Here is a 20900-nt window from a genome sequence, read left to right as displayed (position 1 = left end):
TGGCGGCGACACCCGCCCTCGCTCATCCAGCCTTCGAACCCGCTACCTGAGGAAGGAACCATGAAAACGACCAACCCCGTAACACGCGCATTGCGGACCTCGGCCCTCGCCATCACCCTCGGGCTTGGCGTCGGCTTCGCCACCAGCACCGCGCACGCCTTCGGCCCCGAGACCGTGATCGAGACCGAGGAACGCGTGGTGTACAGCATCGAGGGCGAGTTCGACTTCTACTACGAGATGATCGAGGACGCCATCGCCGCCGAGGGACTGGTGATCAACAATCGTGGCTACATTGCCGACATGCTGGACCGCACCGCCGACCAGGAAAGTGGCGAAGGCCTGTACCTGAACGGCATGTCCGTCGATTTCTGCAGCGCCACCTACTCGCGCGCGACCATGGATGCGGACCCTCACAACATCACCTTCTGCCCCTACGTGATCGCAATCTACGAACTCTCCGACGAGCCCGGCACCATCTACGTGGGCTACCAGCGCGTCCCGGAGATCGGCGATGAGGCCTCCGCGGAAGCCCTGCGCGACGTCAACAAACTGGTCGACCGCATCGTGCAGAACGCCCTGTCCTTCTGAACCAGGCGGCCCGTCCGACACGAAAAAAGCCCGGGCCTTGCGGCTCCGGGCTTTTTCTTTCCGGGCCGCAACGTGCAACCCGGTGTGACGCCCCCCTCAGGGCGTCTGATCTTCCTCGGCCCCTTCCTTCTTCACCGGCAGCAGGACCTGTCGATCCACGCCCAGCATCAAGGCCGCCGTCGCCGCAATGAAGATGGACGAGTAGGTCCCCACAATCACCCCGATAATCAGGGCGATCGAGAAGTTCTGCAGTGCAGCCCCACCGAGGAACGCGAGCGAGAACAGCACCAGCAGGGTTGTCATACTCGTGACGATGGTACGCGCCAGGGTCTTGTTGACCGCGTTGTTCATCACCTGCTCCGTCCCCTGCTTGCGCAGGACTCGGAAGTTTTCGCGTATTCGGTCGTAGACGACGATGGTGTCGTTGAGCGAGTAGCCAATCACCGCCAGTACCGCTGCCAGCACGCCCAGGTCGAACTCCAGCTGCAGCAACGAAAAGATCCCCAGGGTGATCAGGACGTCGTGCACCAGCGCCAGCACCGAACCGATGGAGAACCGCCACTCGAAGCGAACCGCCACGTAGATCAGGATGCCCGCCAGGGCATAGATCATCGCAAGGCCGCCCTGCTCGCGCAGTTCCTCCCCGACCGCCGGGCCGACAAACTCCACCCGACGCAGGTCCGGGTCCTGCGGTCCACCATCCTGCAGCGTATTCAGCACGCGGTTGGACAGCATGGCCGGATCGTCGTCATCCTCACTTGGCGGCAGACGGATCAGCACATCGCGCGAGGTCCCGAAGGTCTGCACCTGGGCCCCGGCAAAGCCACCGGCCGCGAGGGTCTCGCGGATCGGATCCAGCTCGACCGCCTCGGGGTAGCCGACTTCCACCAGGGTGCCCCCGGTAAAGTCGATCCCGAAGTTCAGGCCGCGGGTTGCCAGCATGGCGATGGAAGCCAGGATCAGGATCAGCGAGATGGCGATCGTGATCTTGCGCTTGCCCAGGAAATCGATATTCGATTCGGCGAAATTCAGATGCGGAAGCATGCGGGTCTCCCGGCGCTCAGATGGCCAGGCGCGTCAGCCGGCGCTGGCGCCCGTAGGTCAGATTGACGATGGCGCGGGTCACGATGATCGCGGTAAACATCGAAGCGATGATCCCGATCGACAGCGTGATCGCGAAGCCCTTGATCGGACCGGTACCGAACAGGAACAGCACCAGGGCCGCAATCAGCGTCGTCACGTTGGCGTCCGCGATAGTCGTGAAGGCCCGGTCATAGCCGGAGGAGATCGCCGCCTGCGGTGACAACCCGTTGCGAATCTCCTCGCGTATGCGCTCGAAGATCAGCACGTTAGCGTCCACCGCCATACCGACCGTCAGCACGATCCCCGCGATCCCCGGCAGGGTCAGTGTCGCCTGCAGCATCGAGAGCACCGACACGATGAAGATCAGGTTCAGCGCCAGTGCCACGTTCGCGATCAGGCCGAACACGCGGTAGTAGAGGATCATGAAGATCATCACCGCGATAAAACCGATCACCACCGACTGCATGCCGCGGTCGATGTTTTCCTGGCCCAGGCTTGGCCCGACCGTGCGTTCTTCCACGATGGACATCGGCGCGGCCAGCGCCCCGGCCCGCAGCAGCAGCGCGAGGTTGCGCGCCTCGCGGGTGCTGTCCAGCCCCGAGATCTGGAAGCGCCGGCCCAGCGGTTCGTTGATGCGCGCAACGTTGATCACCTCTTCGCTGCGCGAGGTCCGCAGGACCTGCTCACCATTTTCCTCCACCGTCTCGGTCGTCGTCTCGATGAACACCGAGGCCATCAGGCGGCCCACGTTGTCCGAGGTCACCCGCGAGAAGATCCGCGCCCCCTGGCCATCCAGGTTGATGAAAACGGCCGGCCCACCGGTGTCCTGCGCAATGCCGGAAGAGGCGTCGGTGATGTAGTCACCGGTCAGCATGACCTGGCGCTGCAGCAGCACCGGCGTCCCGTCACGCTCGCGATACAGACGCGTGCCGGATGGCGCACGGCCGGATTCCGCCGCCTCCATCGGGTCCCCGGATTCCGAGACCAGACGGAACTCCAGCGTCGCCGTCGCACCCAGCACCTCCTTGGCCCGGGCGGTATCCTGCACGCCCGGAAGCTGCACGACGATGCGGTTCTCGCCCTGCTGGGCAATGATCGGCTCGGCCACGCCCAGTTCGTCCACGCGCGAACGCAGGGTCGAGATATTCTGCTGCAGGGCCTGCCGCCGCAGTTCGGTCAGATGGTCGTCGTCCAGAGTGGCCACCATGCGGATGGAGTCGCCGGAGCCGCGGACGTCCCACTCCAGTTCGCCGCGGTACTCGCGGGTCAGCCAGCTTTCGGCCGCTTCATAGTTCGCCTCGTTGCCGAACATCACGGTGAGGTCGCTGGAGCTGCGTTCGATCGTGTCAAAGGACAGACGCTCGTCGCGCATGCGCCCGCGCAACTCGTTCGCGTAGCGCTCCATCGCCGTGCCGATCACCGCCTCCAGATCCACCTCCATCAGGAAGTGCACCCCGCCGCGCAGGTCGAGGCCCAGAGCCATCGGCTGGCCATTGATCGCCCGCAGCCAGTTCGGCGTGGCCGGGGCCAGGTTCAGGGCCACCGTATGGTTGTCGTCCAGGGCGTTTCGCAGGATCTCGGCGGCGGCCGACTGCTCGTCGGTGGTCTCGAAGCGCAGCAATATCTGGCCGTCGTCCTGCTCCTCGACCTGCTTCGGCGTCACGCCCTGGGCACCCAGGATGGTGCCCATGAGGTCCCGGATGTTCTCGTCGATCTCGCCGGTCATCGGATTCCCGATCTGGACCGAGGGGTCCTCCGGAAACAGGTTGGGCGCGGCGTACAGCCCCGCACCCAGAACGACCACGACGATCAGGGCGTACAGCCACGCCGGATAGGAATTGCGCATATTCGGAGACCCTGAAGGGCGGGGTTTAAAGGTCTTTGAGCGTGCCCTTGGGCATCACGGAGGCGACCGACTGCTTCTGCACGGCCACGTTCACGCCATCGGCGATATCAACCTTGATGAAGTCGTCGCTGACCTCGGTGATCTTGCCGGCCACACCGCCGTTGGTGACGATCTCGTCACCCTTGGACAGCGCCTCGACCATGTTGCGATGCTCCTTGGCGCGCTTGCTCTGCGGACGGATGATCAGGAAGTACATGATCGCGAAGAAAATAACGATCATGATCAGGAACTCGATCATGCCGCCGCCGGCGGCTCCGCCTTCCTGGGCATGCGCTGCAGAAATCAGAAAGTCCATCGAAACACTCCGTCTGTCGGTTCGGGTCGAGCCCCGCCCCGCCGCGAAAACCGCAGCCGGACGGCACGAAAAATAACGCGCGGATTATGGCACAGGCGGGACGGCCATGCCGCGCCGCGCATAGAAATCGGCGACGAACGCATCAAGCGCCCCCGCCGCGATTGCCTCGCGCAGGCCGCGCATCAGGTCCTGGTAGTAATGCAGATTATGGGTGGTCGCCAGGCGCGAGCCGAGGATCTCGTTGCACTTGTCGAGATGCTTGAGATAGGCCCGCGAATAGTGACGACAGGTGTAGCAGCCACATTCCGGGTCAATCGGCCCGGTATCCTCGCGAAAACGGGCATTGCGAATGCGCAGCACGCCCTCGCGGGTGTACAGAAAACCGTTGCGCGCGTTGCGGGTGGGCATCACGCAGTCAAACATGTCCACGCCGCGACGCACTGCCTCGACGATATCCTCCGGGCGTCCCACGCCCATCAGGTAGCGTGGGCGATCCGGCGGCAACAGCGGCAGGGTCACGTCCAGGGTCTGCAGCCGCTCGTCCTCCGGCTCGCCCACCGACAATCCCCCGATCGCGTAGCCGTCAAAGCCAATCGCCTGCAGGCCTTCCGCCGATTCCCGGCGCAGCTCGGGGTACATCCCGCCCTGCACAATCCCGAACAGGGCCGCCGGGTTGTCGCCATGCGCCGCGCGCGAACGTGCCGCCCAGCGCAGGGACAATTCCATGGACTGGCGCGCCTCGTCCTCCGTGGCGGGGTACGGCGTGCACTCGTCGAAGATCATCACGATGTCCGAGCCCAGCTCGCGCTGCACCTGCATCGACGACTCCGGCGTCATCAGCACCTTCGAGCCATCCACCGGCGACTGGAAACGCACGCCCTCCTCCGAGATCTTGCGCATCTCGGCCAGCGAAAAGACCTGGAACCCCCCGGAATCGGTCAGGATCGGCCCCTCCCAGTGCATGAAGTCGTGCAGGTCGCCATGCGCGCGGATGACCTCCGTGCCCGGGCGCAGCATCAGGTGGAAAGTATTGCCAAGGATGATCTCCGCCCCAAGCTCGCGCAGCTCCTCGGGGGTCATCGCCTTGACCGTGCCGTAGGTCCCCACCGGCATGAATGCCGGCGTCTCGACCGTCCCGCGCGGAAAATGCAGGCGGCCGCGCCGCGCCGGGCCATCGGCGGCCAGGTTTTCAAACTCCATCAGGGCCTCCGGTATCGGCGCTCAGGCTGGGTGGGAGGTCATCGGCCCGCCCCGGCGCCAGCCACATCGCATCGCCGTAACTGAAGAACCGGTACCGCTGCGCGACCGCATGGGCGTAGGCATCCAGGATCCGGTGATAACCGGCGAACGCCGCCACCAGCATCAGCAGCGTGCTCTGTGGCAGATGAAAATTGGTCACCATCCGGTCCACCACGCGGAACGTGTAGCCCGGCTGGATGAACAGCCGCGTCTCGCCCTGGAACGGCTCAAGCGCGCCCCCGGCCGCTGCGGTCTCCAGCGAGCGCACGCATGTCGTGCCCACTGCCACCACGCGCCCGCCGCGGCCCTTGCACGCCGCCACGGCGGCGCAGGCCTCGGGCGAGACCTCCAGCCACTCCGCATGCATCTCGTGCGCGGCGGTGTCCTCCACCTTGACTGGCTGGAAGGTCCCGGCCCCCACATGCAGGGTCACCGTCGCCGTCTCCACCCCGGCCTCGCGCAGCCGCGCGAGCAGCGCGTCGTCAAAATGCAGCCCCGCGGTGGGGGCGGCGACCGCACCCTCGCGGCGGGCGAACACCGTCTGGTAGCGATCCGCGTCATGGGCCTCGTCAGCCCGCTCGATATACGGCGGCAGTGGCACATGGCCGTGCACGCGCAACAGAGCCAGCACGTCCCCGGCCTCAACCAGAACCAGCCGGAAGAACGGCCCCTCGCGCCCGGTCACTTCAACGGTGAAGGCATCCGCGAGCCGCAGGCGGGTCCCCACCTTCGGCGCCCGGCTGGCCCGAACCATGGCCAGCACCTGTCCGGTCGATTCGATGCGCTCGACCAGCACCTCGACCTGGCCCCCGCTCTCCTTCTGCCCGAATACTCGCGCCGGGATCACTCGGGTGTCGTTCAGCACGAGCAGATCGCCCGGGCGCAGCAGGTTTTCGATCTCCGCAAAGCCGGCATCCCGCGGGCGCTCGTCCTCCAGCACCAGCAGACGCGACCCCACACGGTCCGGCAACGGATACTGGGCAATCAGCTCCGACGGGAGCTCGTAATCAAAGTCGGCAACACGCATGGCGCGCGATGCTACCACGCGCCACGCCAGCGCGGCGCGGCATGCCCCGGCCCGCGAAGCCCGTTTCTGCCACGGGGAACCTGCGCTACACTACGCTCGCGCTGAACAAAGTCGACCTGGCTTTTTCAGCGCGCGCAGCGCTGCAAACGCGTTTTGCAGCGCTGCTTTGGAATCCACCCCCGTTGAGGGCGATTCCGACGGCACATCCGTGTGCCGCGGGGAGACGCCGACCCATCGGCATCTCCCCGGCACCCCACAAGCCGGGATGGCGGAACTGGTAGACGCGCCGGACTCAAAATCCGGTTCTGGCAACAGAGTGCGAGTTCGATTCTCGCTCCCGGCACCATCATTTTCTCGGGCCCTCCGCCAGGGCCCGCCCGGGGCGCACGACTCCCCGACACCAGGCCGGTGTAGCTCAGTTGGTAGAGCATCTGATTTGTAATCAGAGGGTCGCAGGTTCGACTCCTGTCGCCGGCTCCATTTTTCGGGCTCCCACAGCCAGTGGTGTTCTCTCCTGACGCACATCCCTACCTTGACGATCGCCCCGCGGGGTGTAATCTCGGAGATACGAGGTTGTCCAGAGGCGCCCCACAGGGAAGCCGAGTCAGCAGGCCCGGCTTTCCCCCGGGCTACGCCCCGCAGACAACCCCCTCGGGCTCTGCCCCAAGGAGGCGTCATCATGTCCACAGACCGCTTTTTCATGTTGTTCGCAGGGATCGTCGTGCTGGTCAGTGCCCTGCTCGCCTGGCTGGTCAGCCCCTGGTGGCTGCTGCTCGCGGCCTTTATTGGGGTTCATCTGATTCAGGCCGCGTTTACCGGCTTCTGCCCCCTGATCATGATCCTGAAGTCGATGGGGCTGAAGCCTGGCGAGATCTTCCGCTGAGTCCCTACAGGCCACTTTGGGCTCAACGTTCCCCGTAGGGTGCGACCGCCCCGCACCCCTTGTAATCACGGGCGACAGACTACATATTAGCGATTACTAATACGAAACCCGGAGGCATCATCCATGAGCATTGACCGCATCGTCCTCGCCTTTGCCGGCACCGTCGTGATCATCAGCGCCATCCTCGCCTGGCTCTTCACCCCGATGTGGCTGATCCTGACCCTGTTCGTTGGCTTCAACCTGCTGCAGTCCGCCTTCACCGGCTTCTGCCCGCTGGCGATGATCCTGAAGGCCATGGGCGTGAAGCCCGGGGAAGCCTTCAACTAAGCCCCTCGACCAGACCATCTCCTCGCGAGGCCCGGGCGCCATTGGCCCCGGGCCTTTCCTTTTGGCGTTCCCCGGTGCGCGAACCGGTGGCCTACACTCACGGGAGTAACCCCCTGCGCGAGGTGCCCGCATGCGCTTCCGAGACCGCAATGAAGCCGGTGAGCGGCTCGCCCGCGCCCTGGACCGTTATCGAGGTCAGCCCGGGGTCGTCTATGCGTTGCCACGAGGCGGGGTGCCGCTGGGCGCTGTGGTCGCCCGGCACCTGGGCATGCCGCTGGACCTCCTCATCCCGCGCAAGATCGGCCATCCGTTTCACGCCGAGTACGCCATCTGTGCCGTACCGGAACACGGCGAACGGGTCTGCAATCCGCGCGAGGCGGAGCGCGTGGATCCCGACTGGCTGGAGCAGGCCGAGGCGCGCGAGCGCTCGGAGGCCCGGCGCCGGCGCGAGTTGTACTGCACCGCACCCGTGCCGGAGGTGACCGGCAAACTGGCCATCATCGTCGATGACGGGATCGCGACTGGCCTGACCATGCGGGCCGCGATCCGCGACGCCCGCCAGCGCCGGCCCCGCCACCTCGTCGTGGCCATCCCCGTCGCGCCGGCGGAGACCGCCGCGATGCTGGAAACCGAGGCAGACGAACTGGTCACCCTGGATATCCCGGAATATTTTCGCGGGTCCGTCGGGGCTTATTACGAAGATTTCGAGCAGACCTCGGATGACGAAGTCATCGCCTTGCTCGCCTCGGTCCACCAGTCGCAACGACCCGATGTCTCCCGCTGAGGACCGTAACGTAAGCCTCGTCTTGGATGGCGATCCCCACCAGGGCATCCTCGACCTGCCCGGGTCGCCCCTCGGACTGGTCATCTTCGCGCATGGCAGCGGCAGCAGCCGCCTGAGCCCCCGCAATCATCAGGTCGCCAACACCCTGCAGGACAGCGGCCTGGCCACCCTGATGTTCGACCTCCTGACCGAGGAGGAGGAGCGGACCTACGCCAACCGCTTCGACATCGAGCTGCTCGGCCGGCGGCTGGTGCAGGCCTGCCAATGGGCGACGGCACAGCCCACCCTGGCGGCCCTGCCGCTGGGACTGTTCGGCGCGAGCACCGGCGCGGCCGCTGCCTTGCGGGCCGCCGCGGCCGCGCCACAAGCGATCCGGGCGGTCGTCTCGCGCGGCGGCCGTCCGGACCTGGCGGGTAACGCCCTGCAACGGGTGGAAAGCCCCACGCTGCTGATCGTGGGCGGCCTCGACACCACCGTCATCCAGCTCAATCGCCAGGCGCAGGCGCTGATGCACGCCCGTTGCGATCTGGAGATCATCCCCGGTGCCACCCATCTGTTCGAGGAACCCGGCACGCTGGAGCAGGCGGCGGACCTCGCGGCGGCCTGGTTCCGTCAGTGGCTCCCTACGGCGTGATCGCCACTTTCAGCACGCCGTCGCGCTGATGCGAAAACAGGTCGTAGGCGGCCTCGATATCGGCCAGCTTGTAGCGGTGCGTCACCATCGGCGTCAGGTCCACGCGCCCCGAAGCGACCACCTCCATCAGCCGCCGCATGCGCTCCTTCCCGCCGGGGCACAGCGTCGTCACGATGGTGTGGTCCCCCAGTCCGGCCGCGATTGCATCCAGCGGCATCGAGAGCTTGCCCGAGTAAACCCCGAGACTGGATAGCGTCCCGCCCGGTTTCAGGATGCGCAGGCAGGCCTCGAAGGTTTCCTGCTGCCCCAGGGCCTCGATGGATACATCCACCCCGCGGCCCCCGGTCAGGTCCATAATCGCTTCGACCGGGTCCTGTTCGTGGAAGTTGATCGCCACATCCGCGCCCAGCTTGCGGGCGGTCTCCAGGCGTTCCGGCACGCCATCGACCACGATGATCCGGGTCGCGCCCATCAGCTTGGCGCCCGCCGTGGCACACAGGCCGATCGGGCCCTGCGCGAACACCGCCACCGTGTCGCCGATATGGATGTGCCCGCTCTCCGCACCGCCGAAACCCGTGCTCATGATGTCGGGGCACATCAGGACCTGCTCGTCACTGAGCCCGTCCGGCACCGGGGTCAGGTTGGCCTGGGCGTTGGGAATACGCACGTACTCCGCCTGGCAGCCATCGATCGTGTTCCCAAGCTGCCAGCCCCCCATGGCCTTGCCACCGCACTGACTGGAGATGCCTTCCTGACAGGAATGGCACTGCCCACAGGGCGTAATGGCCCCCGCGATCACACGCTGGCCCACCTCGTAGCCGGTCACCGCGCTCCCCAGCTGTTCAATCACCCCGACGGGTTCGTGCCCGACGATGCGTCCAGCCTCAACGGGATACTCGCCCTTGAGGATATGGATATCGGTCCCGCAGATCGTGGTGGTCGTCACCCGCAGCAGGGCATCCGTCGGCCCGATCTCGGGGATGGGCCGGTCCTGGATCTCGATCCGACCCGGCTCGACGAAAACCGCCGCCTTCATCGTACTCATGCTGGCCTCCTGGGGTTTGGCCGGTTGTTGCGTTTGGCATCCACGTGGACCCTGTGTCTCGAACATAGCAGGCCGTTCGCCCGGTCACTTGAACCGAGCATTGCGATCGCGACCCGACGATCGCCTGCCGTACAATAAGGCTACATCCGCCGTTCAGGATCGCATGTGATCTCGCTCATCCCCCGCCTGTTTCAACGCGCGCCGGCCCTCGACCCGGAAAGCCGTGCATGGATCCACGCGATCTTCGACTGGGCCGAGAACGAACCCCACCTGGGCCCGCTTCTGCGCAAAGCACACCTGGTATTGCCCACGGCCGAGCACTTCCCCGGCCAGGCGGACAACCGGCAGGCGATGGCACAGCTGGTCTTTGATCGCGTTCTGGAGCATGCCGGGCTCGCCGACGGCCCGTTTCGGCTCTCGCATCCCGGCAACCTGATGGACGCCCCGGTCCCGTGGGACGCCATGGGCACGGCCCGCGCCGCCCCGAACGGAGCGACAGCCCAGAGCGCGGGAGTGGGTATCCCCTACGATCCGGAACTGGTCCCCCATTCCCAGGCCCTGATCGCCCACTTCGCACGCGAGATCGCCCTGCGTCTGCTCGCCACGGCGCGCCAGACCCCACCGGCCCTGGAAGGCAACGAGGCGCACATCGCCGAGCTTCTGGCCACCCGCATGGGCTTCGGCGTAATGCTGGCCAATACCGCCTTTCAGGTCCGCGTGAATCAGTGCGGTGCCTGCAAGGGCCCGTCTGCCGAACGTGAAGCCGCGCTGTCCCGCGATGATCTTGCCTATGCCCTGGGTCTGTTCTGCCGCGATCAGGGGATACCGCCGGGACGCGCCCGCGCCCATCTGAATACGCCGCTTCGGCCCGCCCTGCGCCATGCCCTGCGCGACCTCGCCCGCCGTGATCGCGAAGTCGCCAGCGGCGCGGCCTGAGCCAGCTCGACCACCACTCGCGCCAGCGTTATTTGATGCGTTTTATAAAGAAAACACAGTAACTTGCCGGCGAAACAGATCGTTTCCTCAAGCAGGCTGAGCAGCCGGTCCGCGCGCATCGTGGACCGCTTGAAGGGCACGACCGGGCGATCTAGTGATCAGGGTGCGAAACCCCGGCTCCCTGGAGGCCCGTAATGAAGACTCTGCGCTACGCTCTTGCCGCCCCCATCGCCCTCGTACTGGCTGCCGCGCCACTGCACGCCAGTGAGGGGACGTTCGATACCCCCACCCTGATCCCCGAACTCGCGGTCAAGGCCGCCGAGGCGGCGGTACAGGCCTGCCGCGATCGCGACACCCAGGTGACCGCGGCGGTGGTCGACCGCCACGGGACGCCCCAGGCGCTCAAGCGTGATCGCTTCGCCGGGCCACATACCGTGGACACCGCTATCAGCAAGGCCTGGACGGCCGTCAGCTTCCGCACCGACACCCTGGAACTGCGCGAAATGACCGATCCCGGCGCGGCCGGTTACGGGATCCAGCATCTGCCCCGGGTCAGCATCCTGGGCGGGGGCAAGCAGATCATGGCCGGGGGCCGCATTATCGGCGGCATCGGCATCTCCGGCGCGCCCAGCGGTCAGATCGACGATGAATGCGCGGCCGCCGGCATGGACGCGATCGCCGACGACCTGCTCTGATCTACGCGACGCGGGGGCCTTGCCGCCACGGGCGACAGGCCCCCGCTCGGGATCCCCTCGGTCCCTTCATGCCCCCAGCAGGCCGCTGCGCTGCAGCCCGTCAAAGATGAACTGCATGGCCAGCGCGCTCAGCAGGACCCCCAGGATGCGCGTCAGCACATGCGCCCCGGTCACGCCCAGCCAGTGCTGCAGCCGCGAGGCCACCAGAAGGCACACCAACGCGAGGACCATCACGGCGACCAGCGCGCCCAGCACCACCGCCTGAGCGGCGGGATCGCCCTCGGCCCGGCTCATCATCAGGATGGCGGCCCCCATGGCGCCGGGGCCGGCCAGCAACGGCGTCGCCAGCGGGAAGATCGACAGGTCCTTGCGCGTCCGCGCCTCCTGCGTCTCCGCCGCCGTCGCCGATACGCCGCCGGAACTGCGGGCGAACACCATATCGATCCCGATCAGCAGCAGCAGGATACCGCCTGCGGTATACAGCGCCGCCAGCGAAATGCCCAGAATCGAAAGCAGCGCCTCTCCGACCAGCGCGAACAGCAGGAGAATACCGCCGGCCACCAGCGCCCCGCGGATCGCCATAGCTCGCCGCTGGGCCGGGCTCATGCCCTGACTGAGCACCGCGAACACCACCGCCACATCCACCGGCCCGATGGTCACGAAGAACGTGGTCAGTGCGACGATTCCCAGCTCCAGCATGGCGGATCCCTCCTCTCGCGGCCCCTTCCGGGGGGCATGGCACAAACCTGAATGAGCCCGACACTTCGAGGTGTAAGTTGCCCTTCGTGTTTCACGAACCTACTTTAGCGCGCTCTGAAATACCGATTGGGGAGCCATCCAGCCATGAAACGTCGTGTTGTCGGTCAGCTGACGCTGGCCAGTCTGCTTGCGTCACCCGCCCTTGCCCACGCCCAGGACGCCGCGCACACTCTGGGCACCGTGTCGGTCACGGCGACGGGCTACGAGACGCTGATCGACGAGACCCCCGCCTCGGTCACCGTGATCGAGTCCAGCGAGATCCGCAACCGCGAGGCGCGCACCCTGGGCGATCTGCTGCGGGGCCAGCCGGGCATCGCCACCGCGGTGGACGGATCGGTGGGCTCCGATCCGATCATCCGCGGCCTCAAGCGCGACCAGGTCCTGGTGCTGGTGGACGGCGTACGCATCAACGCCATGCAGCCGCCGGCGCGTGGCTCACTGGCGTCCTACGTGAACGTGGACCTGATCGAACGCATCGAGATCGTGCGCGGTCCGGGCTCCGTACTCTATGGCGCCGGCGCCATGGGCGGCGTGATCAACATCATCACCCGCGGCGGCGACTTCACCGAGGAGCCCGAGACCCGTGGTTTCTCGCGCCTGGGTGTCACCTCGGTGGATGACGGCATCCGCGGCGCGGTCGGCGTAACCGTCTCCAACGACCGCAACGTGCTGGACCTGTCCACCGCGTATCTGAACACCGACGACTACAAGAACGGCGACGGCGACCGCCTGCGCGATTCCGGCACCGAACAGAACGCCTACCACCTGCGCTATCGCGGCAAGCTGGCGCCGGGCCACGAGGTCCAGTTCCGCGCCCAGCGCGACGAACGCAAGGACGTCTGGTACCTCGCCTCGCGCAACTTCAACGAGACCCCGCCCAGCGCCTCGCCCAGCCCTATTGCTCCACCCCTGGGCCTCAACACCCACTACACCCCGCGCCAGACACGCGACCTCTTCGAACTCCGCTACGAGGGCGAACTGTCCGGCGCCTGGGCCCCGCGCGTCGAGGCCTCTGTCTATCGACACGAACTCACGCGGGGCAACTACGACTGGAACGCGCAACTGGGCCGCGACTACCGAACCTCGGATACCGACTTCACCACCGATGGCCTGCGCGTCCAGACCGAACTCGTCCCCACCGACGACCAGATCCTCCTGGTCGGTGCCGAGGCCTGGCGCCTTCGTGCAAGCCCCGTTTCGTTCATCGGCACCGAGGCCAACGGGTTCCGACCGGAAAATGCCGCGCCCACCCCGTTGGTCGAGAATGGAAGAATTGAATCCGCAGGGGTCTTCGTCCAGCACGAGACCTACCTTGACTGGGCGACCGTCAACCTTGGCGCCCGCTATGACGAGGTACGCGGCAGTGCCGACGCCGCAGCGAACGTGCCTGGGCCTCTGGACAAGACCGATCGCAACTTCAGCTGGTCGGCCGGGCTCACCTGGCACCTGGACGAGGCCTTCAACCCCTACTTCAGCCTATCCGAGGGCTACCGCTCCGCCAGCCTGCTCGAGCGCTACCTGACCTACCCCTACAGCGACGGCTTTACCTGGCAGAGCGACCCGCAGCTGGACCCAGAACGCAACCGCACCTTCGAGGTGGGCGCCCGCGGCCACATTGGCGCGACCTCGTACACTGTCGCGGCCTACGAGAGCCGGATCCGCGACTACATTGGTGGAAGCGTGGTTGCTCTTGATCCATTTCCGATCAAGCAAACCATCAACCTCGACGAGGCCCGCATCCATGGCGTCGAGGCGCTGGTGGAGCATGCCTTCAGCGACGCGATCACCGGCTACGCAAGCGGCACCTGGATCCGCGGCGAGAACCGCGACAGCCGCTTCGACGAACCGCTGACCCAGATGCCGCCGCCGGAGGCCAGCATCGGCCTGAGCCATACCGTGGCCCAGGGCTGGCAGTGGGATGCGCGTGTGCGCGCCGTAGCGAGTCAGAGCCGCACGGCGGACACGTTCACCGACGGAACCGAGCGCAACACCTCCGGGTTCGCCACCGCCGACCTCGCCGTAGGCTACCGCTTCGGGCCGAGCGCAGGCTTTCGTTACAACGAGATCACCTTCAGCGTGACCAACATCGCGAACAAGACCTACCGCGAGCATGTCAACGAAATGACCGAAGCCCGCCTGGACCCGGCCAACGGTGTCCAGGACATCTGGGCCCCGGGCCGCAGCTTCGGCCTCACCTGGAATGCAGAATTCTGAGCGACTGCCTCACGAACAAGACAAGGAAACCGCTATGCGTTTACGCGTAATCGACTTCGGCCAGCAGCCGGCCGTGCGCTCCCAGGCCGTCTACCACGGCATCGCCGAGGCCATGGGCAAGGACGACGACCCGGTGCTCACCCTGGTCAACCCGGACGATCCCTACGTCTGCGTGGGCCTGCACCAGGAGATCGCCCTGGAGGCGGACGAGGACTTCTGCAAGAAACAGAACCTGCCCATCATCCGCCGTCACGTTGGCGGTGGTGCGGTCTATCTGGACCACAACCAGATGTTCTTCCACTTCATCTATCCATCGTCAAAGGCGCCGCGGATCGTCTCGGACATCTACAAGAAGTTCATTGACCCGGTGATCAACACCTATCAGGACCTGGGCGTGAACGCGACCTTCCGTCCGGTGAACGACATCCACGTGGACGGCCGCAAGATCGGTGGCACGGGTGCCGCCAGCATTGGCAATGCCACCGTGATGGTCGGCAGCTTCATGTTCGACTTCGACACCGCCACCATGGCGCGCTGCCTCAAGGTGCCGTCGGAGAAGTTCCGCGACAAGCTGCGCGCCGGCATGGAGGACTACATCACCACGCTGTCCCGCGAACTCGGGGAGATGCCGGACCGCGAGACCGTGCGCGACGCCTTCCTGAAACGGGTGGCCAGCGAACTCGACGTCGAGGTCGAGATGAGCGAGCCCACCGCCGAGGAAACCGCCGCCATCGAGGAACAGATGGCCGAGCTCACGGACCCTGAATGGACCTACCGCAAGGGCCGCAAATTCGTGGAGATGGGCGTCAAGATCGCCGCGGGCACCCACCTGACCGAGGGGGCCCACAAGGCCGCCGGCGGCCTGATCCGGGCCCAGCTCATGGAGAAGGACGACCACATCGCGGATCTCCTGCTGTCCGGCGATTTCACGGTCTTCCCGGAAGACGGCATGGACCGCATCGCCGACGCCCTGCACGGCCAGCCGCTGGACCAGGAGGCCCTGCAAACCGCCGCGACCGCCTGCATGCAGGAGATCGGCCTGGATGCCCCGGGTATCGAACCCGGCGACATCGCCACCGCGATCCTGACCTGCGTCCACCGCGAACCGCACTGATCACCTCCGCTCCACCGGAGGTGCAAACGAAAACGGCCGGCGTCCTGCAAGGGGCGCCGGCCGTTTTGTCATGCCGCGTATCCCGGTGGTGCGCTGATCAAGCCGAGTCGAGGAACTCGGCACGGCTGGGCGCGGTAGCCAGGCGCGACCGGTCCCCCGCATAGGGCTCCGCTCCCGCCGACGCGCGTTCGGCGGCCTGCAGGGTCGCGCCCGCCCACTCCGGCAAATCGGACGAAATCCGGTAATAGATCCAGTTGCTCTCCCGCCGCGTCCGCACCACCTTGTGCTGACGCAAGGCCGCCAGGTGACGCGACACCTTCGGCTGGGACATCTCCAGAGAATGCGTCAGCTCGCACACACACAGTTCCCCTTCCGCCTGCATCAGCAACAGCGACCGCAGCCGTGTCTCGTCCGCCAGCAGGTTGAACAAATCCGTTGGTTTAAGCGACATATTGCATCCAGCAAATCAGGGTTGGCGAACTATATCCCGACCACGCAGGTTGGGCAATTCGACCGAGCCAGCCATATGCGGCCCCACCGGTAAGACGCAGCGAGCCCATTGGATATTTCGGCGGCGCCCCAAAACGATTCGATCCGCCCGCGCGCCTGGCCTCCAAACGAGGGACGATCAGCATCACGTTCGATCTCGTCCCCGCCCAGGAACGACTGCCAGGCAGGGACGCCCCCAAGAAAATCCCGAAGTTTTCGCTTGTTAGGGCTTCGATTCGTGTATGATGCCGGGTTGGCAGTTGCCATCCGATTTTCGCCGGGCCTTTGTTTCCGGCCTGTGTGAGTACCCCCCCAATGTCCGATTCCCCCTCCTTCTCCCAGCTCGGGCTTTCCGAGTCGCTGGTTCGTGCCCTGTCGAATATGGGCTTCACCACCCCGACCCCGGTTCAAGCCGCCTGCATCCCTGCATTGCTGGAAGGCCGCGACGTCCTGGGCGAGGCCCAGACCGGCACCGGCAAGACCGGCGCCTTCGGCCTGCCGCTGATCGACCTGATCGACGCCGGCGAGCGCGTGCCCCAGGCACTGGTGCTGGCCCCGACCCGCGAACTGGCCAATCAGGTCGCGGGCGCGCTGACCGAATTCGCCTCCGGGTTCGACGGCATCGACGTGCTGCCCGTCTACGGCGGTCAGCCGATGGGCGAGCAGCTGCGCGCCCTGCGCAAGGGCCCGCAAATCGTGGTCGGCACCCCTGGCCGCGTGGTGGACCACATCAAGCGGGGCACGCTGAGCCTGGAGGCCCTGCGGGTCGTGGTGCTGGACGAGGCCGACGAGATGCTGCGCATGGGCTTTGTCGAAGAGATCGAGTGGATCCTGGAGCAGACCCCGGAAGCGCGTCAGACGACCCTGTTCTCGGCCACCATGCCGGGCCCGATTCGTCGTATCGCGCATCGCCATATGCGCGAGCCGGAAGAGATCAAGATTGGTGCCGGCAACGAGGCCGGCACCGATATCGACCAGAGCTACTGCCTGGTCGACGCCCGCCACAAGCTGGAGGCCCTGACCCGGCTGATGGAAACCGAAGAAGACCTGGATGGCGCGGTGGTCTTCGCCCGCACCAAGGCCTCCACGGTGGAGATCGCCGACGCCCTCGGCCTCGCCGGCATCAAGGCCTCGGCCCTGAACGGCGACATGGAACAGGGCGAACGGGAGCGCGTCGTCAGCGACCTGCGCGACGGCCGCCTGGACGTGATCGTTGCGACCGATGTCGCCGCCCGCGGCATCGATGTGCCGCGCATCAGCCACGTCTTCAACTTCGATGCCCCCGGCGATGCCGAGGTCTATGTGCACCGCATTGGCCGTACCGGCCGTGCCGGGCGCAAGGGCCGCGCGATCCTGTTCCTGGAGCCGCGCAAGCGCCGCATGCTCAAGGACATCGAACGCCTGACCGGCAAGCCGGTCCGCGAGCAGCCGCTTCCCGATCGCCAGGCCGTCCAGGCCCGTCGCGAGGCGCGTTTCGCCGAACAAGTCCAGGCCCTGCTGGGCAGTGAACAGGCCAGCGCGCACGACGCCCTGGTCGAGCGCCTGCTGGCCGACGGCACGGTATCCGAACGCGACCTGGCCCTGGCCCTGGTCGCCCTCGCCACCGCCGACAGCCCGCTGGATGCCAACGCCCGTCAGGGTACGGACCCGCTGCTGGCCGCCGCCCGCGCGCCCCATACCGACCACGGCAACAGTCGCCGCGACGCGAAGCCCCGGGGCGAGCGTCCCTCGCGTGGCAAGGATCGCGAGCCGGAAGCGGATATGGTGCGCTACTACATGCCGGTGGGCCGCAACAACGGTGTGGCACCGGGCGCTATCGTCGGCGCACTCGCCAATGAGGGCGGGCTGAACGGCCGCGACATCGGCCGCATCGGGCTGCGCGACGACCACAGCCACGTCGATCTGCCGGCCTCGCTGGACGAGGCCACCATTCGCCGCCTGGGCAACATCCACGTAGCGAATCGCAAGCTGGAGCTGACCCGCCAGGCGCCCCGCCCCGGCCAGTCGGCCCACCAGGACGACGCACGGCCCGCCCCCGCGCGCAAGCCCGGCAAATCCCGCGATGAGCGGTCCGAGCCGGCGGCCCGGAAGTCGCGGCCCATGGGCAAGCCGGCACCCGCCAAGCGCGGCCCGGCCCCGGCCAACCGCAAGCGCCCGGCCTATGCGGCGCCGGGCAAACGCCCCGCCGGCAAGGGCACGGGGTCCCCGAAGGCCTCCGGTCCACGCGCGGACGGCACGCTGATGATCAAGCGCAAGGTCGCGAACGGCTAACCCGCCCCAACCCGCGAAGACGACGGCTGGCTCAGGCCAGAAGCCCGCGACACCTCTGGATGCCGCGGGCTTTCTCGTTCAGGGCTTCAGAAATCGCCGGTACGGCCCGCCTCGACGATGCTGTAGATCGTGTCGCGGACCTCGCGCGCGGTCGCCTCGAGGTCCTCGGGCAGGTCCGTCGCGTGCAGCATCATGTCCATGTTGGTGGTCACGATCCAGCCCTGCCCCTCGTCGTCCTCCACCACGGCGATCCGGCAGGGCAGGAAGCTGGCGAAGATGATGTCGTGCTGCACCATCTGATTGGCAATCAGCGCATCACAGAAGGCCAGGATGCGCATGTAGTTGCCCTCGCCCCCCATCGCCCGCACCTGCTCGGACAGCGGCAGATCCGCGACCTCCTGGAAATTGCGCAGGTTGGCGCGCAGCTTCATCGACTCGATAGCCTCATCAATGCTTACGCCATCCTCGATGCGCACCAGCTCCACGCTGTGTCGAACCATCTGCTGCAGGGTTTCGCGATCCAGCTCCTCCACATCGGTGGAATCCGACGCAGCCAGAGGCAACGGCAGCAGCATCAACAGCAACACCAGCATCCAGACTTTCATCGCGCTCTCCTGATTCGGGTGGACGGAAGGGTTCGCCGGCCGGGGCGGCATGTGAATCCTTCCTTACCGAAATCTAGATCATGCTGGCGCGCTTCACCCGCTCTCCCGCACTGGACGACGGGAGATACCCCGCGATCAAAGCAATCTGCCCCGCCTGCACTAACGCCGGATCAGGCGGTGCAGAAGCTCGTACTTGCCGTTGGTGTGATCGGTGCGACCCGCCTCGTCACGCCAGTCCCAGCGATCCGCCGGAAACAGTTCCCGCATGGCCGGCAGCGCGCAATGGAAGGGCGGCCCACCCTCCCGGCCGGTCTGCATGAAGCACGCAAACAGCTCACCGCCCGGGCGCAACCAGGCGTGCAGCTGGCGTTCATAGGCCGGCCACTGAGCGGGCGGCAGGGCACACAGGGAGGTTTGCTCGTAAACCCCGTCTACCGGTGCCTCCGGCCGCCAGGACAGCATATCGGCCTGAACCACATCGGCTTCCAGGCCGGCATGGTCCAGATCGCTCCGCAGCTGTTCGACGGGCGTTGGCGCCACGTCCAGTCCAATCACGCGAAAGCCCCGTGCCGCCAGGGTCGGGACTTCGTGGCCAAACCCGCAGCCGGGCACCACGATACGGGCCCCCGGCTTCAGGGCGGTGCGTTGCAACCATTGCTCCAGCGAGGGGCTGGGCCCACCGCGATCCCAGCGGGTCGAGCCCGCCTGATAGCGGGCCTCCCAGTCCGCCTCCGCATCGACGGAAGCGGAATCGGCAGGGGAACTTTCGGAATTTGGCATCGGACTCCTTCTCGGCACAGGATAGGAACCCGATAGACCATACCAAAGCGCCAACGACTCACGGAGAGCCCGATGGACCGGAACCAACTGCCCTACCGCATCCACCGCCAGGAACTCGGCCCCATGGAGAACTTCGTCTACCTGATCGAGGATCGCGCCAGTCACCGCGGCGCCGTGGTCGACCCCGCCTGGGAGCCCGAGGCGATCATCCGTCAGGCACGGGAGAACGACGTCGAGATCTCCGACATCCTGCTGACTCACAGCCATCACGATCACATCAACGGCGTCGAGGCCATCCTGGAGCAATACCCGAATGCCCGGCTACACCTGCTCAAGCCGGAGGCCGAATTCTGGGGCAAGCAACTGGAACGCCCGGAGCTGCACCACGGCGGCGATGCGATGCGCCTGGGCGATACCGATATCCGCTTCCTGCATACGCCCGGCCACACGCCCGGCTCTGCCTGCTTTCACATGCCCGCGGGCGACGACCTCATCACCGGGGACACCCTGTTCGTCTTCGGCTGCGGTCGCTGCGACCTGGCCGGCGGCGACCCGGAACAGATGTTCCATACCCTGAACGGTCTGCGTGAAGGCCTGCCGGCGCATACCTGCATCCACCCGGGCCACAACTACGCCGACAAAGCCGAATCCACACTGGAAGAACAGGACGCCGGCAACCCCTTCCTGCACTTCCACGACAAGGACGACTTCGTCCACTACCGCATGGTCGAGCACGACCGCGCGCGCAGCACGCCCTACCACCCCATCCCCCGGAGCTGAGACGGGCCGAAAAACAAAGAATCCGTCCCGATGGCTTGCATCCCCCGGGACCAATCGCGATAATGCGCGCCTTCAGACGATGCGCCCGTAGCTCAGCTGGATAGAGTACCTGGCTACGAACCAGGTGGTCGGAGGTTCGAATCCTTCCGGGCGCGCCATATTCCAGAGAGAAGGCACCCACGTTCGGGTGCCTTTTTTCGTTTGGGCCAGCACAAAGGATTCGAACCTCCGTCGACAATCCGGTTCGATCCCGAGCGCAGCGAGGAACGTGTCAGCCCACAGCCGGCAGCCGGGAGGTCAACACGTACCGCGTCGCCGCCATCCTTTCGGGCGCGCCACATTTCGGAGAAAGGGATCAGTGACTTACAGTCGCTGGTCCCTTTTTCGTTCTGGCTCAGGGCTCGTGCCACTCCTGTGACAAACCCGAATTACGCCAATTGGGCTCC

General features: G+C 66.2%; 21 protein-coding genes and 3 tRNA genes. 14 read left to right on the top strand and 10 right to left on the bottom strand.

Translation table 11 applies throughout. The features are described 5' to 3' along the window. Positions 1-60: 60 nt before the first annotated feature. Positions 61-588 carry a DUF302 domain-containing protein gene (locus tag C996_RS0110440; protein WP_038035762.1) on the top strand — a complete coding sequence of 176 codons (528 nt, stop codon included), beginning with the start codon at positions 61-63 and terminating at the stop codon, positions 586-588. 96 nt (positions 589-684) lie between these two features. Here the strand turns inward: C996_RS0110440 and secF are convergent, their stop codons facing one another. From secF to queA, 5 genes are all read right to left on the bottom strand, one after another. Beyond that, positions 685-1632 (bottom strand): protein translocase subunit SecF, encoded by a 948-nt coding sequence (gene secF / locus C996_RS0110435; protein ID WP_018867387.1) that lies wholly within the window; start codon positions 1630-1632, stop codon positions 685-687. 16 nt (positions 1633-1648) lie between these two features. Then, a complete protein-coding gene (gene secD / locus C996_RS0110430; RefSeq protein WP_018867386.1) occupies positions 1649-3517 on the bottom strand; it encodes a protein translocase subunit SecD in 1869 nt (622 codons plus the stop codon). A gap of 25 nt (positions 3518-3542) precedes the next feature. Next, positions 3543-3872, bottom strand: coding sequence for a preprotein translocase subunit YajC (gene yajC, locus C996_RS0110425; protein ID WP_018867385.1), 330 nt, complete (start codon positions 3870-3872; stop codon positions 3543-3545). A gap of 84 nt (positions 3873-3956) precedes the next feature. Beyond that, complete coding sequence (gene tgt, locus C996_RS0110420; RefSeq protein ID WP_018867384.1) at positions 3957-5072, bottom strand: tRNA guanosine(34) transglycosylase Tgt; 1116 nt, start codon at positions 5070-5072, stop codon at positions 3957-3959. After that, entirely contained in the window at positions 5062-6138 is a 1077-nt protein-coding gene (queA, locus tag C996_RS0110415; protein ID WP_018867383.1) for a tRNA preQ1(34) S-adenosylmethionine ribosyltransferase-isomerase QueA, read from the bottom strand. The genes tgt and queA overlap by 11 nt, the downstream gene beginning before the upstream one ends. Before the next feature lie 259 nt (positions 6139-6397). Between queA and C996_RS0110410 the strand changes: the two genes are divergently transcribed. The 6 genes from C996_RS0110410 (at position 6398) to C996_RS0110385 (ending at position 8766) form a co-directional block, all read left to right on the top strand. Next, a tRNA-Leu gene (locus C996_RS0110410) sits at positions 6398-6484 on the top strand. Between the two features lie 58 nt (positions 6485-6542). Then, a tRNA-Thr gene (locus C996_RS0110405) sits at positions 6543-6618 on the top strand. Positions 6619-6817: 199 nt separating this feature from the next. After that, a complete protein-coding gene (locus C996_RS0110400) occupies positions 6818-7021 on the top strand; it encodes a DUF2892 domain-containing protein (protein ID WP_018867382.1) in 204 nt (67 codons plus the stop codon). 123 nt (positions 7022-7144) lie between these two features. Continuing rightward, positions 7145-7348, top strand: coding sequence for a DUF2892 domain-containing protein (locus tag C996_RS0110395; RefSeq protein WP_018867381.1), 204 nt, complete (start codon positions 7145-7147; stop codon positions 7346-7348). Between the two features lie 130 nt (positions 7349-7478). Next, positions 7479-8132, top strand: coding sequence for a phosphoribosyltransferase (locus tag C996_RS0110390; RefSeq protein ID WP_026279286.1), 654 nt, complete (start codon positions 7479-7481; stop codon positions 8130-8132). After that, positions 8119-8766 carry a dienelactone hydrolase family protein gene (locus C996_RS0110385; protein WP_026279285.1) on the top strand — a complete coding sequence of 216 codons (648 nt, stop codon included), beginning with the start codon at positions 8119-8121 and terminating at the stop codon, positions 8764-8766. The genes C996_RS0110390 and C996_RS0110385 overlap by 14 nt, the downstream gene beginning before the upstream one ends. On the opposite strand, the gene C996_RS0110380 is transcribed toward C996_RS0110385, so the two are convergent. Beyond that, the gene (locus C996_RS0110380; protein ID WP_018867378.1) at positions 8756-9811 is read right to left on the bottom strand and encodes an NAD(P)-dependent alcohol dehydrogenase; all 1056 of its coding nucleotides are present in this window, start codon (positions 9809-9811) and stop codon (positions 8756-8758) included. The genes C996_RS0110385 and C996_RS0110380 overlap by 11 nt on opposite strands. A 165-nt stretch (positions 9812-9976) precedes the next feature. Between C996_RS0110380 and C996_RS0110375 the strand changes: the two genes are divergently transcribed. After that, positions 9977-10747, top strand: coding sequence for a hypothetical protein (locus C996_RS0110375; protein ID WP_018867377.1), 771 nt, complete (start codon positions 9977-9979; stop codon positions 10745-10747). Positions 10748-10941: 194 nt separating this feature from the next. Further along, positions 10942-11442, top strand: a complete 501-nt coding sequence (locus tag C996_RS0110370; RefSeq protein WP_018867376.1) for a heme-binding protein — start codon at positions 10942-10944, stop codon at positions 11440-11442. Between the two features lie 66 nt (positions 11443-11508). Here C996_RS0110370 and C996_RS0110365 read toward each other — a convergent pair whose 3' ends face one another. Further along, a complete protein-coding gene (locus C996_RS0110365) occupies positions 11509-12141 on the bottom strand; it encodes a MarC family protein (protein ID WP_018867375.1) in 633 nt (210 codons plus the stop codon). 144 nt (positions 12142-12285) lie between these two features. On the opposite strand from C996_RS0110365, the gene C996_RS0110360 reads away from it, so the two are divergent. Then, the gene (locus C996_RS0110360) at positions 12286-14415 is read left to right on the top strand and encodes a TonB-dependent siderophore receptor (protein WP_018867374.1); all 2130 of its coding nucleotides are present in this window, start codon (positions 12286-12288) and stop codon (positions 14413-14415) included. Positions 14416-14449: 34 nt separating this feature from the next. Continuing rightward, positions 14450-15529 carry a lipoate--protein ligase gene (locus C996_RS0110355; protein ID WP_018867373.1) on the top strand — a complete coding sequence of 360 codons (1080 nt, stop codon included), beginning with the start codon at positions 14450-14452 and terminating at the stop codon, positions 15527-15529. A gap of 97 nt (positions 15530-15626) precedes the next feature. Here C996_RS0110355 and C996_RS0110350 read toward each other — a convergent pair whose 3' ends face one another. Beyond that, on the bottom strand, positions 15627-15980 hold the full coding sequence (locus tag C996_RS0110350; RefSeq protein WP_019592984.1) for a metalloregulator ArsR/SmtB family transcription factor: 354 nt from the start codon (positions 15978-15980) through the stop codon (positions 15627-15629). 353 nt (positions 15981-16333) lie between these two features. Here C996_RS0110350 and C996_RS0110345 point away from each other — a divergent pair, with 353 nt between their 5' ends. Then, positions 16334-18289, top strand: a complete 1956-nt coding sequence (locus C996_RS0110345) for a DEAD/DEAH box helicase (protein WP_018867371.1) — start codon at positions 16334-16336, stop codon at positions 18287-18289. Positions 18290-18375: 86 nt separating this feature from the next. On the opposite strand, the gene C996_RS0110340 is transcribed toward C996_RS0110345, so the two are convergent. Together C996_RS0110340 and C996_RS0110335 are read right to left on the bottom strand one after the other, a co-directional pair. Continuing rightward, positions 18376-18894, bottom strand: coding sequence for a DUF302 domain-containing protein (locus C996_RS0110340; protein WP_018867370.1), 519 nt, complete (start codon positions 18892-18894; stop codon positions 18376-18378). 159 nt (positions 18895-19053) lie between these two features. Then, positions 19054-19674, bottom strand: coding sequence for a methyltransferase domain-containing protein (locus tag C996_RS0110335; RefSeq protein ID WP_018867369.1), 621 nt, complete (start codon positions 19672-19674; stop codon positions 19054-19056). Between the two features lie 72 nt (positions 19675-19746). On the opposite strand from C996_RS0110335, the gene C996_RS0110330 reads away from it, so the two are divergent. Further along, the gene (locus C996_RS0110330; protein WP_018867368.1) at positions 19747-20454 is read left to right on the top strand and encodes an MBL fold metallo-hydrolase; all 708 of its coding nucleotides are present in this window, start codon (positions 19747-19749) and stop codon (positions 20452-20454) included. Positions 20455-20535: 81 nt separating this feature from the next. Then, positions 20536-20612, top strand: a tRNA-Arg gene (locus C996_RS0110325). The last annotated feature ends 288 nt before the right edge of the window (positions 20613-20900 follow it).

Source organism: Thioalkalivibrio sp. ALE25 (assembly GCF_000377285.1).
Classification (GTDB): Bacteria; Pseudomonadota; Gammaproteobacteria; order Ectothiorhodospirales; family Ectothiorhodospiraceae; genus Thioalkalivibrio.
Note: the sequence above shows the minus strand (reverse complement) of the source record. Positions and strands in the feature narration are given on the sequence as shown.